Origin of the sequence: Atopobacter phocae ATCC BAA-285 (assembly GCF_000526675.1) — a bacterium.
Classification (GTDB): Bacteria; Bacillota; Bacilli; order Lactobacillales; family Aerococcaceae; genus Atopobacter; species Atopobacter phocae.
In genome coordinates this window covers 1-13134 of sequence record NZ_JAGN01000044.1, presented here as the reverse complement: position 1 = coordinate 13134, position 13134 = coordinate 1, and the positions used below count along the sequence as shown (strand labels likewise).

General features: G+C 35.6%; 14 protein-coding genes and 1 riboswitch. Of the genes, 2 read left to right on the top strand and 12 right to left on the bottom strand.

Annotated elements, in window-relative coordinates; translation table 11 throughout:
- On the top strand, window positions 1–201 hold a 201-nt coding region (locus L866_RS09335), incomplete at its 5' end, for a transposase (RefSeq protein WP_025730525.1).
- On the opposite strand, the gene L866_RS0107090 is transcribed toward L866_RS09335, so the two are convergent.
- From L866_RS0107090 to L866_RS0107045, 10 genes are all read right to left on the bottom strand, one after another.
- Complete coding sequence (locus L866_RS0107090) at window positions 191–544, bottom strand: hypothetical protein (protein ID WP_025730523.1); 354 nt, start codon at window positions 542–544, stop codon at window positions 191–193. The genes L866_RS09335 and L866_RS0107090 overlap by 11 nt on opposite strands.
- 142 nt (window positions 545–686) lie before the next feature.
- On the bottom strand, window positions 687–1286 hold the full coding sequence (locus L866_RS0107085; RefSeq protein WP_025730521.1) for an MBL fold metallo-hydrolase: 600 nt from the start codon (window positions 1284–1286) through the stop codon (window positions 687–689).
- 15 nt (window positions 1287–1301) lie between these two features.
- On the bottom strand, window positions 1302–1814 hold the full coding sequence (locus L866_RS0107080) for a QueT transporter family protein (RefSeq protein WP_025730518.1): 513 nt from the start codon (window positions 1812–1814) through the stop codon (window positions 1302–1304).
- A 5-nt stretch (window positions 1815–1819) separates the two neighbouring features.
- Window positions 1820–1864, bottom strand: a riboswitch (PreQ1 riboswitch).
- A 30-nt stretch (window positions 1865–1894) separates the two neighbouring features.
- Window positions 1895–3037 (bottom strand): alanine racemase, encoded by a 1143-nt coding sequence (gene alr, locus L866_RS0107075; protein ID WP_025730516.1) that lies wholly within the window; start codon window positions 3035–3037, stop codon window positions 1895–1897.
- A gap of 50 nt (window positions 3038–3087) precedes the next feature.
- Window positions 3088–4632: a degradosome RNA helicase CshA gene (gene cshA / locus L866_RS0107070; RefSeq protein ID WP_025730514.1), complete on the bottom strand. Its 1545-nt coding sequence runs from the start codon at window positions 4630–4632 to the stop codon at window positions 3088–3090.
- A gap of 140 nt (window positions 4633–4772) precedes the next feature.
- Window positions 4773–6203 (bottom strand): UDP-N-acetylmuramoyl-tripeptide--D-alanyl-D-alanine ligase, encoded by a 1431-nt coding sequence (locus tag L866_RS0107065; protein WP_025730513.1) that lies wholly within the window; start codon window positions 6201–6203, stop codon window positions 4773–4775.
- On the bottom strand, window positions 6184–7272 hold the full coding sequence (locus L866_RS0107060) for a D-alanine--D-alanine ligase family protein (RefSeq protein WP_025730510.1): 1089 nt from the start codon (window positions 7270–7272) through the stop codon (window positions 6184–6186). Before L866_RS0107060 ends, L866_RS0107065 begins: the two co-directional genes overlap by 20 nt.
- A 160-nt stretch (window positions 7273–7432) precedes the next feature.
- The gene (locus L866_RS0107055) at window positions 7433–8182 is read right to left on the bottom strand and encodes a hypothetical protein (RefSeq protein WP_025730508.1); all 750 of its coding nucleotides are present in this window, start codon (window positions 8180–8182) and stop codon (window positions 7433–7435) included.
- A gap of 211 nt (window positions 8183–8393) precedes the next feature.
- The gene (gene htpX, locus L866_RS0107050) at window positions 8394–9308 is read right to left on the bottom strand and encodes a zinc metalloprotease HtpX (RefSeq protein WP_025730506.1); all 915 of its coding nucleotides are present in this window, start codon (window positions 9306–9308) and stop codon (window positions 8394–8396) included.
- A gap of 31 nt (window positions 9309–9339) precedes the next feature.
- Entirely contained in the window at window positions 9340–9912 is a 573-nt protein-coding gene (locus L866_RS0107045) for a LemA family protein (protein WP_035446377.1), read from the bottom strand.
- Window positions 9913–10022: 110 nt separating this feature from the next.
- On the opposite strand from L866_RS0107045, the gene L866_RS09115 reads away from it, so the two are divergent.
- Window positions 10023–10787 (top strand): hypothetical protein, encoded by a 765-nt coding sequence (locus L866_RS09115; protein WP_025730502.1) that lies wholly within the window; start codon window positions 10023–10025, stop codon window positions 10785–10787.
- Window positions 10788–10900: 113 nt separating this feature from the next.
- On the opposite strand, the gene L866_RS0107035 is transcribed toward L866_RS09115, so the two are convergent.
- Window positions 10901–11236 (bottom strand): hypothetical protein, encoded by a 336-nt coding sequence (locus L866_RS0107035; RefSeq protein ID WP_025730500.1) that lies wholly within the window; start codon window positions 11234–11236, stop codon window positions 10901–10903.
- A 56-nt stretch (window positions 11237–11292) separates the two neighbouring features.
- Window positions 11293–12021, bottom strand: coding sequence for a YSIRK-type signal peptide-containing protein (locus L866_RS0107030; RefSeq protein WP_025730498.1), 729 nt, complete (start codon window positions 12019–12021; stop codon window positions 11293–11295).
- Window positions 12022–13134 lie beyond the last annotated feature (1113 nt).

Sequence of the window (13134 nt, the reverse complement as noted above, 5' to 3'; positions counted from 1 at the left end):
ACAGTAATTGGTAAAGGTCACAATCGATTAAAAAGCACCAATCTTCTTGAGCGATTGAACCAAGAAGTGCGCCGAAGAGAAAAGATTATTCGTATTTTCCCCAATCGTGCGTCAGCCAATCGGTTAATTGGCGCTGTCCTGATGGACACACATGACGAATGGCTCAGTTCTACAAGAAAGTATATCAAGTTTAACCAGTAAGAGAGTATAGAACATTGTATAGTATTTTACACAAGATTATGGACTTGACTTCTTTTTCTGATTCCTCATTTAAGGTTAAACCTTTTTGAAAAACTAAATCATACTTTAAATCATCTGAATTAGCTGTCTCTTTCAACTCAATATCGTAGGTTAATCGACTTGCAGATGTTTCAACTTCATTTTCTTTTAAATCAATTAAGTTATTTTCTTTAAAATTTTCAATATTTTGTATTTTAACTTCTTCATTTTCAGCAAATATTTGATTTAGCATTGGGAAATATTTCAAAAATAAAAAAAGACTTGCAATAGTTATTAATAATTTAATCTTTTTACGACTTATCATATCGAGCCTACTTTCTTACTTGTAAATTTTAATCTATAAAGAGTAGACCTATTATATTACAGGTTTGAGTTATTAGTAAATATAATTTTTTTATTTTTATAAAAAAAAGCATGCAAATTTGCATGCTTTAGAAATATTTATTTTATCGTGTTGCGCCATTTAAGAACGGATTGGTTGCTCGTTCTTTGGCAACGGTTGTCATTTCACCATGTCCCGGGAAGAACATGAAATCATCTGGTAAGACCATTAAGTATTTATAAATCCCTGCCATTAATTGTTCATGATTACCGCCTGGCAAATCACTACGTCCGACAGAATTTCTAAAAATAACGTCGCCACTAATTGAAAATTGTTGATCATCAAATATGAAAACAATGTGACCGATTGAATGTCCAGGGATATCTTCCACTCGAAACTCAAAGCCATGAACATTATAGACTTGTCCACCTTTTAGATAGTGTTCAGGAGCTCGTTTACCTGCTTCTAACAAGAGTTCTTCTTCAATTGGACTCATATATAATTCAATATTAAAATGATCTCTTACTTCATCTAATGCACCAATATGATCATGATGTGTGTGCGTTAATAGAACCGCAACTGGCTTAATACCTTCTTCTTCTAAACGAGTAATAATTTCATCCGGCTTGCCACCTGGATCAAAAATTAACGCTTCACCTTCATCATTCACTAAAACATAGCAATGCTCATCATACATTCCAACTGTTAAGCGCATTAATTCCATCGTTAGCTCCCCTTTTTATTTAGAAATAACTTGTTTAAAATTCACCCGTTGATCAATTAAACGAACGATTGGTGCTCCTAGAACCATCACGACAACTTCACCAAAAGCAACTGTCGAATATCCAAACCAAAATGGCACTTGCAAGGCTAATTTCAATTCAATTGCAATCATGAAACTAAATACTGCAAAGCTTAGTGCATTCAATAACATCTTTTGAAGATCTGTTTTAAATCGATTCTTTAGCACAAGAGTCATCGTTAATGCAAAAGCACTATGTAACACACCGAACACTAAATCATACCACCCTAATCCACTTGAAAAAGCAAATAAGGCATTCGACGCAAATACACCGACTAAAATACCTACAACATATTTTTTATTAAATACGACCAAGTGGTTTAAAATTTCAGCAATTCGAAATTGAACAGCTCCGAAAGATAAAAAGCTAAAAATACTTGTTAAAACGACATATAAAGCTGCAACTAAAGCATTAACTGCTAACATTTTTGTTTGTTTATTATTTGACATAATAGTTCCTCCTAGTTTTTTTACGTGGGATGGTTACGAACCACGATTAGTTTTGATCACCAATATATTCAATTAATTGTTCAATAATTATTCATTTCATAAACTCTTGGCAAACGTGAACCAAGAACTGTTAAAACTTCATAAGCGATTGTATCTGATAAATGTGATAAATCAATGGCTGATACCGTTTCACCTTGACTTTCTCCAATGAGTACGACAGGCGTACCTACCGGAAGTGGTTGTGGTAACTTAATCATCAGTTGATCCATACAAATTCGTCCGACAATTGGACATCTCATCCCGTCAATTAACACGTGCCCTTTTTTGTATTCGCGTAAATACCCATCGGCATATCCCACCGGTAATGTTGCAATCCATTCTGGCTGATCTGACGCATATTCTGCCCCGTAGCTAATGGTATCACCTGATTGAGTTTGCTTAATATAGGCTATTTCCGTTTCTAAAGAAAGTGCAGGCTGTAATTGATAAGGCAATGGTAACTCGCCATTCGACGGATTATAACCGTAAAGCCCAATACCTAAGCGAATTACATCCGTTTCAAAATCCGGATGCCATAAACTAGCAGCCGAATTATTCGTATGAAAAAGAACGTCATGCGCATCAAATAAATCATCTTGCTGAATAAGTTGCTTCATCGCTTTAAAGCGTTCGTTTTGTTCGTTCGCTTGTTTAGTGTCTTCTGAATCAGCTGTCGCAAAATGCGTAAAAACTCCAACTAATTTTACTTGTTTGGAGTTTACTAATCGATTTCGGATCGATGACCATTCTTTTAAATAACGAAAACCGATACGGCCCATTCCCGTATCCATTGCTAAATGTATCTTTAAAGGCATTGATGAATCATTTTGATTAATATAATCAATGGCTTCATCTAACCATTCTAAAGACGGCACAGTTAATTCAATCTGTTCTTGTTGAGCAATCGATACCCATTTGGGCTGTGTAACTCCTAAGACCATGATTGGGGTAGTAATACCAGCTTGCCTTAATTCAATTGCTTCATCTAAGACGGCCACACATAACCCTGTAGCGCCAGCACTTAATGCGGCTCGCGCTACTTCTATCGCTCCATGTCCATAAGCATTCGCTTTGACCACAGCGTAGATTTGTTGGCGAGGATGTCTTAATTGAATTTGTCTCAAATTATGTTGAATGGCTGCCAAATTAACACGGACAACAGCCGGGCGATGCACTGCTTCCATTCAATTCCCCTTTCGCTAACAACGAGTTAGGTTTAATCAACGTTCACGAATTAGTTTGAACGTTTGTTGATTTTAAAATTACTCGGTGCGCCATTACCTTTTGTATTTTTCTTTGGGGTACGTTTTGCACCAGTTGGTTTACTTTTACTTCCTGTGTAACGATTTTCTTGCTTGCGCGAAGAAGACGATGACGAAGAAGAATAGTTACCTTTTCTTGGATCACGTTTACGACGTGAGTTACTGCTTGAGTAGTTTCCGCCTTTTTTACCTTTCATCTTAGGTAAAGGACGTTGTGGTGTAATTTTCACTTCAACATTTGTTGGATCTTTAGCTAAGTAGCTTAATAATGCTGCTGCTAAATCTTCACTACTAAATGTCTTCGCTAATTCTTGAGCCACTTTGTAATCTGAATCGTTAAAGCCGTTTTTGATAATGCCTTCAACTTCTTCAACTGCACTCATTAATTGACCTTCACGTGCTTCTTGTGATGATGGTGGACGTAATGATGTCATGCGACGTTTTGTTAAGTCTTCAATCACACGTAAGTAATCCATCTCTGAAGGTGTCACAAACGTAATTGAAGCGCCTTTATTTCCTGCACGACCTGTACGACCGATACGATGCACGTAACTTTCTGGATCTTGAGGGATATCATAGTTATAAACGTGTGTAACACCTGTTATATCTAATCCACGAGCTGCTACGTCAGTTGCTACTAAGATGTCAATATGACCTGCACGGAAGTCTTTTAAAACTTTCATACGTTGTGCTTGTGGTAAGTCGCCATGAATTCCTTTTGCTTTAAATCCACGCATCTCTAAACCACGAGCTAATTCGTCAACACGACGTTTTGTACGACCAAAGACAATCGCTAAGTCTGGTGTTTCAACATCGATTAAACGTGTTAAAATATCAAATTTTTCGAAATCTTTTGAACGAACATAGTATTGATCAATTAAATCAGCTGTCATTTCTTTTGCTTTTACTTTGACATGTTCTGGATTTTTCATGAACTGTACGCCGATACGTTTAATATCATTAGGCATTGTCGCTGAGAATAATAATGTTTGACGTTCACTTGGTACCGATTTAATAATTGTTTCGATATCTTCCAAGAATCCCATGTTTAACATTTCATCCGCTTCATCTAAAACTAATGTTTCAATATGATCTAATTTTAATGTACGACGACGAATGTGGTCTAATAAACGACCTGGTGTACCAACAACGATATGTGGTTTGTTCTTTAATTGTTGGATTTGACGACTGATATTGCTACCACCGTATACACTGATAATTTTCACACCTAAGAATTTACCTAATTCATAAAGTTCTTCTTGTGTTTGAATAGCAAGTTCACGTGTTGGTGCAATAACTAGCCCTTGAACGCCTTTTGCTTCTTTTGTGATTTTGTTCAACATTGGTAAACCAAATGCTGCCGTTTTTCCTGTCCCTGTTTGCGCTTGTCCGATTACATCCGCGCCTTGCAATGCAAGTGGTACAGTTTCTTTTTGAATTGGTGTTGGCTCCTCAAACCCCATTGCCTGAATTGCCTGACCTAACTCTTTTTTTAAATCGAATGTTTCAAAATTCAACTAATAACCCTCTTTCTTGTGTTCCATAATTTTTTTATTTATTAAAGTCAATTTTCACATGAAAAAAATCCTCGACAAAACGTTGAGGACTCTCATAACAGATTCATTACTACTCGTTTAACGTTAACTTTATCATTATACTAGACTTTTCGCAAAGCTTCAACCACTGAGAGCAAATCTGTTCCGAAACTCGCCTTAAATAATACGTCATCACCTTCAACTAAGTCCGTCTTCAAGCGGTTAATGAGCTGTTTATGGTCTGTTTCAATATATGTTAAACAATTTTCTGGCCACCATGCTTGTAATTCTTCGTTCAAGGCCCCCATCTCTGTACCGAACAAGTAAATATGATCGATTAAAACAGGGTTTAAGGCTTGACTAATACCGGCATGAAAGGCTTTTGACTGTGGACCCAATTCTCGCATATCGCCTAAAACGACAATTCGACGGTTCGCATGTTCCGAATCACCAGTTTGTTGGAAACTTTCTAAAATCGCGCGCATCGAAGTAGGGCTTGCATTGTAAGCATCGTTTAATAATTGCGTCCCATTTATTCCTTCGACCCATTCGCCCCGATTACGCGTTAAATCAAATTCACTTAAGGCATGCTTAGCTTGTTCAATTGGCAAGTCCAACGCTTCAAGTACACCTAATGCAGCCAAGGCGTTGTTGACATTGTATAGCCCGATCACTGGAATAGTGAATGATACGTTATTCACTTTAAATTGCGTCATGCGCTTATTCATGACGACCTCTTTTGCCATGAGATGGTTATGAGCGATTGCTTCAATTGCTTCAGTCGTATTGACTTCATCACTTTTTTCTAAAGCAGATTCTGTCTCAAACGTTATGACACGAAGATCTTCACGAATATACGGACGAAGTAATGGTTCATTTTGTGGAATAATTAATGTACCTTCTTTAGGCAAGCAATTGATAATCGTCGCTTTTTCGCGTGCGATACCTTCTCTTGATCCTAAATTTTCTAAATGACTTTCACCAATTAGCGTAATAATTGCCATATCTGGTCGAGCGATTTCAGCCAGTACATCAATTTCACCAAATTCACTCATCCCTAATTCTAAAACTAGTGCGTTGGTTGCTTCATCCATATTTAAAATGGTTTGTGGCAAGCCAATTTCATTATTATAGTTCCCTTGCGTTTTATGAACAGTATAATTGGTTGCTAGTACACTAGCGACCATATCTTTCGTCGTTGTCTTTCCATTACTTCCTGTAATTCCAACAACGAGTGGATTGATTGTGTCTCGATAATAACGCGCTAAATCTTGAAAAGCTTTCAACGTATCATCGACTAAAATAATAATTGTATCTTTAGGCGCTTCATCTAACGACCGACTCCACAACATTGCCTTAGCACCATTGTCAATGGCGTGTTGCGCATAGTCATGTCCATCTGTCTGTCCACCTACTAATGGGACAAAAAGCGTATGTGGCCGGACTAGACGCGAATCAAAAGTCACGTGATCAATTGTGTCAAATCGCGCACTCGACGTATAATCAATCGCCCTAACTGCTCGTACAATTTCATTAATCTTTAATGGTTTCACCGTTTGACTCCTCATTTACAATTCGTTGATGTTTTTTTGAATGGGAACGTGCATGGCGTGTTTTAGCTAAATCAATTAAAGTTTCTACTAAATCACCATATTGGATTCCCGTTGCTTCCCATAATTTTGGATACATACTATAAGGCGTGAAGCCTGGGAATGTGTTCACTTCATTAATATAAATTTCGTCATTCGCTGTTAAGAAGAAGTCGCACCGTGCTAAACCAGATCCGTCTAATACTTGGAACGCTTCTGTACTATAACGACGTATTTTATCACTGATTTCTTCTTTTATATTTGCAGGAATGGCTAAATCGACTGTGTTGTTAATGTATTTTTCTTCGTAATCGTAGAAGCCTTGATCTTTCACCAATTCACCGACAACCGACGTATGAATTTCTGTATCGCCTAACACGGCACATTCCACTTCACGTGCGTCAATACCTAGTTCAACGACTACTCGATGGTCGTATGCAAACGCGACATTCAAAGCCGCAATTAATTCTTCACGATTATTCGCTTTTGAAATACCGACACTACTACCTAAATTCGCCGGTTTAACAAACATCGGATAAATTAATGTGCCTTCACATTTTGCAAAAATGGATTCGGGATATTGATGCCATTCCGTTTCAACTACGGGTACATACGGTAATTGAGGTAATCCGATTTGTTGGAAAAGGTATTTGCTCATAATTTTATCCATACCTGCTGCACTCGCTAAAACACCACAGCCTACATATGGGATGTCGTATACTTCGAATAACCCTTGAATCGTGCCATCTTCACCATTTGGTCCGTGTAAACAAGGTAAAGCCACACTATTTTCTTCTTTTAAGATAGTCGGTTCAACTAATACGGCACCATTTTCAATGGTAAAACGCATATCATCTTTTGTCGCAAAAGATGTTGTACGACCACCCGTTGTTAGCCACTCGCCTTGTTGATTAATATAGATTGGCACCACTTCATGTTGATCATAATAAATTTCATTTTGTATTGAAAAAGCACTGATGACTGATATATCACTCTCAGCACTTTTACCGCCGTAAATCAAAAAAATCTTCATAAACTTTCCTCCGTCATCCATCATATCTATCACTTAAGAACCGCTTCATTATATCACACGGTTCTTTTAAGTTAAAATCGCACGATGTATTTCATCTGTACTAACAGTCTTGACATCGATGCGGTTGATTCTTTATTGAAGTTATCTAGTCGTTTAAGCACTAAGTTGAAACTTCTTCCATCGTCCAATCCGATGTATTAAAATCATAAGTTAAATACATTTTTGTTTTTTGTTCGAATAATTGACGTTCGAGCGGATCTTCGGCGTCCCCTTCACTAATTCTAAGTGGAATACGGTACGTTGTTTTCGTTTTTTCGCCTTCATTCAACCCAATCCAAACACCTTCACGGAATAAATCTTTTAACGTATTCAAATTATCCTCTGACATCGAATGAATCGTTGGTTGCTCTTGCCACGGTAAACGGGGCTTAAATGCTTGCGACACATAATCTTCAATGAATCGACAAAACAGACGATAGAACGCTGTTAAATCTCTTTGGAAAATTTTATAACAGTCTGGTGCAAGCACTAATAGCGTCCAATTATTTTGTAATTTATAAAAGAACGGCGAACGTAGCGGTTGCCACGTATGGTTCAAATATAATAATTCGGCAATTTCTTGTGGGGTGAGCTGTTGTAATAACTCTTTTGACTGGTAATCAATCCAACTAATTGGCTCCATTTGATGCGTACTGATTTTTGTAAAGAAATCCATGGTCGCTTGTTCCGTATCTAAAATACTAAACTTTGTATATGGATCAATCCGACCAATGTTCGCTGTTTTTTGAAGCAGCACCACTTTTTGTGGAATTAAATCCGGTTGTTGTAATAATAGTTGATGTAAAGGTAATCCTCTGACTAAAATTTGATGACTAATCGTATCGTAGTGTATGTATAAAGACTCTTGCACGTCGCTATTCCACCTCCTTTTTTTGCATCATCATTTGATTCAACTTTTATACAAATAACTAATTCCATTATAAGCTTTTTTTGACGAAAGATATACTACTATTCATCAACTTATCATTGAATTACTACTACAATCATGTTACGAAACGATGTAAACACTAAAAAAAGAGAGCCATTCAGCTCTCTTTAAACTTATATTAATGATTTATCCATTAATTGGTTAAATTCCCCATCTGTTTCAATCGATTAATGCGATTCACTGTCGCTGGGTGCGTTGAAAACCAACTATCTTTTTCAGCGTTTGATTTCTTTAATGGGTCAAAAATGTACAGTGCGCGCGATTCATTCGAAACATGTCGCATCGGTGCACTTTGACTAATTTTTTCTAACGCTGTAATTAGCCCTTGTGGATTTCTTGTGAATTTCACCGCCGTAGCATCTGCTAAATATTCACGATTTCTAGAAAGGGCCATTTGTAAAATCGTCGTCACCATCGGACCTAAAATAAGTAACAACACGGATCCAATCATCATAATAATAGCTGATCCATCCGAATTATTATCGTTATTTCTTCTGCCACGCCCCATATAAAAGCGTGAACGAAAGGCAAGTTGCGTTAACAAACTAACCGCTGCACCTAAAGCAACCGCAATCGTTTGTAACCGCACATCGTAATTATAGATGTGACCAAACTCATGAGCTAACACGCCTTCTAATTCTTCACGATTTAATCGTTCTAGCAATCCGGTCGTAACCGCGACTGCAGCATTTTCTGGTTTCGTTCCTGCCGCAAAAGCATTCGGACTCGGGTCTTCAATAATATACATTTTAGGCATCGGTAAGCGACTCACTAATGCTAAGTCACTGACAATATTGTAATACATTGGAAATTGTTCTGGCGCTGTAATTTCTCGCGCGTTATTCATGCGCATCACCACTTTTGAAGCGTTACTAACCATTAACAATGTGTAAATCGCTCCAACACTCGCTGAAATAATCATTCCAGCTAAAAAATCATTCAGCATAAAATATCCTAAAGCTGCTCCTATTAGTAGAAACACGATAAAATATAACAGAACGACTCCAATCGTCCGCTTTTTATTAGAAGCGATTTGTTTTTGAAACACGCGATCACTCCTCTACTATCATCTTCTCAACTTAAAACTGAACTTTTGGCGCTGTCCGTGCAGCTTCTTCGGCTTGTAGCAATGCTTCCGCTTTAAAGTTCCCTAAGCTCGCCACAATATTACTTGGAATCGATTCACGTTTAATATTGTACTCTGCCACACTTGAATTATACAATTGACGCGCATAAGCAATTTTATTTTCTGTATTAGATAATTCTTCTTGCAAGGCGATAAAGTTTGAGTTGGCTTTTAAATCAGGATAGCTTTCTGATAACGCAAAAATAGATTTTAATGTTTGGCTTAATTGATTTGATGCTGCCATCACTTGTTCCGGTGAAGCATCACCCGCTTGTAATTGAACGACTTGTTTACGTTGTTCGATCACTGATTCTAACGTTTCGCGTTCGTGTTTTGCATATCCTTTAACTGTTTCAACTAAGTTCGGAATTAAGTCATTACGACGCGTTAATTGCACGTCAATTTGACTCCAAGCTTCCTTCACCCAGTTACGTAGTTTGATCAGTTGGTTATATGTTACAATAAACCAAAGACCAACTACGACTACTATTGCTAATATAATTAAAAAAATTGAAATACCGTTCATGATGAGTCATCCCCTTATAATTACTATTTTTTACTTCTTGCACCTGTTAGTATAACATAGATTATTTCATATCTCATCGTTCGAAGGGTTGAATTAAGGAGATACTTACTATGTCATTAGAATTAAACCAACCGGCCCCACGCTTTCAATTTGACGCGATGGAACCAGAGGACTATAAACAATCAGCACGTCAATGGGCTTCACCTGCTGATTCGTCTTCTGACTCCTTTTTAACACCGGAAGAATGCGACTTGCTCAGTCGCCTTGCTCAATATCCTTTGCGTTTTAACTGGCATGCAACGATCGAGCCGACACGTGATGGCTTAGAGGGCGTTTTTATCTTTTGGGTATTGAATGCGACTGAATCGTTCGCTCAAACACAATTAATTCAACAACAGCTACCGCAACTACAAACTCCATTTTATGTATTTAGTGTTGAAGGACCTAAAATATTTTTAATTGATCACCAGCATCAAGTACGCTATATCGATAGCGAAACCGATCAATGGCTGACATTAGCGAACGATTTACATACCTTTAACCAGCAACTCACACACGAACCACTCGTTGCAAATTGGGATAGTCGACCGTCTTTAGAAGCGATTGCTTGGGCCTTATTTTATGGTGATTCATTGGACAAGGAAGAGTGGTTTAACTTACTCGGCCTATCCGAAAATAAAACAGCTCTTACGAATATATTCCAACGATTAGCACGGTATTACGAAACATTCCCAAAAGACGAAATGAACGATAACATTCAGCACCTCATTGACGCTCTTACCTTTCAATTGGACTACTTTAAACCTATGTATACTGCAATTGATTATAAGAAGTTGTTAGCAATTAAAGAGACATTAGTGAATGCGGATATGTAATGATTAGCTGTACATAAAAAGAAATTCAACACAACAAAAAGCCCGCATGATATCATGCGGGTTAAATTTAAAAGTTGGTTATAAAATAATTTGTCTTTAGCTACTTTAAATTATTAACGCCAAAAACCAAAAAGGGTTACAGTAAATTCTTTGATAAAGTTAAAAACTTCTACCACAAGCTCTACTATGCTTTGTCCTAAATTTTCATTTTCTACATTATCTAACTTTTCAGGGTCTTGATTATCTTCTGCTTGATTTTTTAAGCCCATATTTTGTTGACTATCTAGATTAATATCTTCAGATTTTATTTCGTTTCCTGGACTACTTTCATTTAAGTTACGTTTTTCTATGAGTTCTTTATAATCATTAGATATAACATAATTTTTTTTAAGATCATTACTCATTCTATTTTTAATCTCATCATAATCAAATTTTCCATTTTTCATCATTCTAATTATTTCGTCATTAGCTTTATTTGTTTTTATTATTTCACTAATTTCTTCACTTATTTTCTCAATTTTTGATTAGATTCGTTGACACTTTCTGAATCTAATTGATCTTTTAAAACTAATCGATTTATTGTTAATTTATACTCAAAAAAATCTGAAAGTGCTGCTTTAAATACTATATTAAGCTCTTTAGAATTATTAAGACCACTCATATTTTTGTTGAATTTATCTATTTTATTTTTAGAATCCCATATATCAGCTCTATTTTGATACTTTTGATTCGTTGTATTATATAGTTTATTTATTTTTGCTATCATCCAATTTTGAATATAAATATTACTGCGGATTTCCTCTTCATGAATTTTATCAACAATATCATCTATGTAGTCTAAATCATTTATTTCAAAGCTTTCCGACATCTTTTTATAAAATTCATCTACATCTATATTTATTTCGGATTTTAAACTTTCATTTTCCACTTCGATTGGCAAATTAACCTCAGTCGATTGCCCTATATTTAATTCGTCTTTAGATTCTTCTAGGAATTCATTTTCAGTATCAATTTTACTCTCTTCAGTCTTTGTACCGAAAATTTCCCAATCCTCTTTTGGTAATTTCTCTGTTTCTAAAACATAATCTACAGCTAATTCAGTATCTTCTATTTCATTCGCTTGCACGACACCTGTTACTGGTCCGAATAGTGCGAATCCGACTAAGCATGATACAACGCCTAATCCTAATTTTCTAAGCGTATACTTTGGTTGTTTATGTGTTTTGTTTTCCATGAATTTGTTCCTCCGTTAATTAATTAATTGTACTGTCGTACTTATTTTGTAGTTATTTAGCTTTTTTAATATAATTGCTATCTAACTTATTGTCAATCGTTTATTTGTAATTTTTCGAATTTAAATCGTTTTTTCATATTTCTATTATAAACTCATTTTTTTTCATTTTTTTGGAAGTTTTTTATCATTAAAATCTAAAAAAACAAGGATATATAGCATTTCTGACTAATTAAAAACTAGTGCATAACTTACAGTTTTTATTTTATTATTATTTTTGTTTTCATTTCATTAACCCCTTTAATTTAAAGTAAATTACTGTTTTAATTAGTGTTTTAATCCACATTTTTTTTAGTAATATTTCTTCTTTTATCGTAAGTTATCATCATGGTACATCCATTAAAATAGAATGTTATTTTAGTGATGATGTAATTTTGCAGTTCTGATTAGGCATTAAATATTTGTTTATTAAGTTTTATGTTAAAACGCTAAAAACATTAATTTGCTTCACTAATCTTTTAGAACACAAAAAAAAGAGGTGAAGCAACTGAACAGTTACTTCACCTCTTTAACACCCAATTCGACAAAACGCCTATTAGAATTAGTATTTAAAAGTTTTAGTTTAAAAAATTATGTTAGTTAAATGTTTTTAATCCAAAAATGTTTAAAGCGAATTTTGAATTTTAATCATCATGTTGAAAATAAATTGGCCAATAACCGTTATGATATGATCTAACACTTTCGAACCAGTATCAACTAGATACTTATCTTTGTGATTATCTTCATTTTGGGCTACTGATTTTGAAAAAAAATGTTGTCTCTTAGCAAGTGATTCTCCTTACTCAAACGTTGGCCCATCTTCCTGCACACCACTTGTAGTAGATACATCTGCAAAAGAAACACTTGTCACAGGTCCTAACAACATAAATCCTACTGCAAATAAAGGATAAAGTCCATATAATTGTGTAAAAGATAAAAGGTCATATAAAGCTCCTTTTACGGTACAATGTTTTTACCACAAAACATACCTAGGAGGACTTTACATGACCCAAGTACATTTTACAATGAATAGAGAAGAGGTTCAAAGCATTATTGAACATTCGGTAAAAGATGATG

Coding starts and splice junctions, on each gene's coding strand:
- L866_RS0107090 (WP_025730523.1), bottom strand. CDS start 544: ATGATAAGTCGTAAAAAGATTAAATTATTAATAACTATTGCAAGTCTT.
- L866_RS0107085 (WP_025730521.1), bottom strand. CDS start 1,286: ATGGAATTAATGCGCTTAACAGTTGGAATGTATGATGAGCATTGCTAT.
- L866_RS0107080 (WP_025730518.1), bottom strand. CDS start 1,814: ATGTCAAATAATAAACAAACAAAAATGTTAGCAGTTAATGCTTTAGTT.
- alr (WP_025730516.1), bottom strand. CDS start 3,037: ATGGAAGCAGTGCATCGCCCGGCTGTTGTCCGTGTTAATTTGGCAGCC.
- L866_RS0107060 (WP_025730510.1), bottom strand. CDS start 7,272: ATGAAGATTTTTTTGATTTACGGCGGTAAAAGTGCTGAGAGTGATATA.
- L866_RS0107045 (WP_035446377.1), bottom strand. CDS start 9,912: ATGAACGGTATTTCAATTTTTTTAATTATATTAGCAATAGTAGTCGTA.
- L866_RS09115 (WP_025730502.1), top strand. CDS start 10,023: ATGTCATTAGAATTAAACCAACCGGCCCCACGCTTTCAATTTGACGCG.
- L866_RS0107035 (WP_025730500.1), bottom strand. CDS start 11,236: ATGATGAAAAATGGAAAATTTGATTATGATGAGATTAAAAATAGAATG.
- L866_RS0107030 (WP_025730498.1), bottom strand. CDS start 12,021: ATGGAAAACAAAACACATAAACAACCAAAGTATACGCTTAGAAAATTA.